Origin of the sequence: Vibrio sp. 10N.261.46.A3 (assembly GCF_041472995.1) — a bacterium.
In the GTDB taxonomy this organism is placed as follows: Bacteria; Pseudomonadota; Gammaproteobacteria; order Enterobacterales; family Vibrionaceae; genus Vibrio; species Vibrio coralliirubri.
This window is the reverse complement of the sequence record NZ_JBFRRH010000175.1, coordinates 1-1,056: the sequence shown is the minus strand read 5'-3', so window position 1 is coordinate 1,056 and position 1,056 is coordinate 1. Positions and strand designations below refer to the sequence as shown.

Here is a 1,056-nt window from a genome sequence, read left to right as displayed (position 1 = left end):
CCCTATCTGGCAGGGTAGTTGTCACTGTTAAAATTTAACCAGTTTGGGCGATAAAGAGTAATTGTGTCTCGTATCTCAGTAGAAAGAAAAGAAGCTATATTAAAGAAGCTGTTGCCTCCCTATTCGATGTCAGTGAAAGAAGTGTCGGAAGAGGAAGGAATTAGCACTGCAACCCTGTATCATTGGCGCCAGCAACTCAGACGTTCAGGAGCCGCTGTGCCAAATAGCAACACTTCATCAGAGCAGTGGTCAGCTCAAACTAAACTTGCCATTGTCGCTGAAACCTACTCAATGACAGAAAGTGAACTCAGCCAATATTGTCGTGAAAAAGGTCTTTTTCCAGAGCAAATCCAAAGCTGGCGCAGCGAATGTATGCAAGGGTTTAAGTCGAGTAAAGAGCAGGAAGCTGAAGCAAAGAAGCAGGCTAAAGCTGACAAACTTGAAATCAAAGAGTTGAAGAAAGATTTACGACTCAAAGAAAAAGCACTCGCTGAAACGGCCGCTCTCTTGGTACTAAGAAAAAAGCTGAGAGCCTTTTACGGGGAAGAGCCAGAGGACGACTAACCTCAACCGATGAAAGGCAGACCATAGTGACTCTTATCCTTGAAGCGAAGCAAGGCGGGTGTCGTTTAGAGCCAGCGTGCCATGAAGTTCAAATTGACTTGAGAACGTATCGTCGCTGGTATCAGCAAGGTGAAATTCAAGCTGATAAAAGGCCAACATGCCTCAGACCTGAGCCTGCTAACAAGCTGTCTCAGGAAGAGCGTGATGCGATTATCGAGGTGTGTAACCACTCTGAGTTCGCAAGCTTACCTCCAACTCAAATCGTCCCGACACTGCTTGATAGGGGGGAGTATATCGCCTCTGAGTCGAGCTACTACCGAGTGCTGAGTACACAGGGGCAGCATCACAAACGAGGTCGTCAGCGGAGCAGACAGAAGCAAGCGAAGCCAACCAGTTACACAGCGACGGACTCGAACCAAGTCTATACGTGGGACATCACTTATTTACCTTCAAAGGTTCGAGGCCAACACTATTACCTGTATGTCATTGAGG

1 protein-coding gene and 1 pseudogene are annotated in these 1,056 nt (G+C 47.0%); both read left to right on the top strand.

The features are described from left to right. The first annotated feature begins 63 nt into the window (after positions 1-63). Positions 64-564 carry a transposase gene (locus tag AB4484_RS26280; protein ID WP_016787638.1) on the top strand — a complete coding sequence of 167 codons (501 nt, stop codon included), beginning with the start codon at positions 64-66 and terminating at the stop codon, positions 562-564. A 26-nt stretch (positions 565-590) separates the two neighbouring features. After that, a pseudogene (locus AB4484_RS26275) lies at positions 591-1,056 on the top strand (IS3 family transposase); the annotation flags it as partial.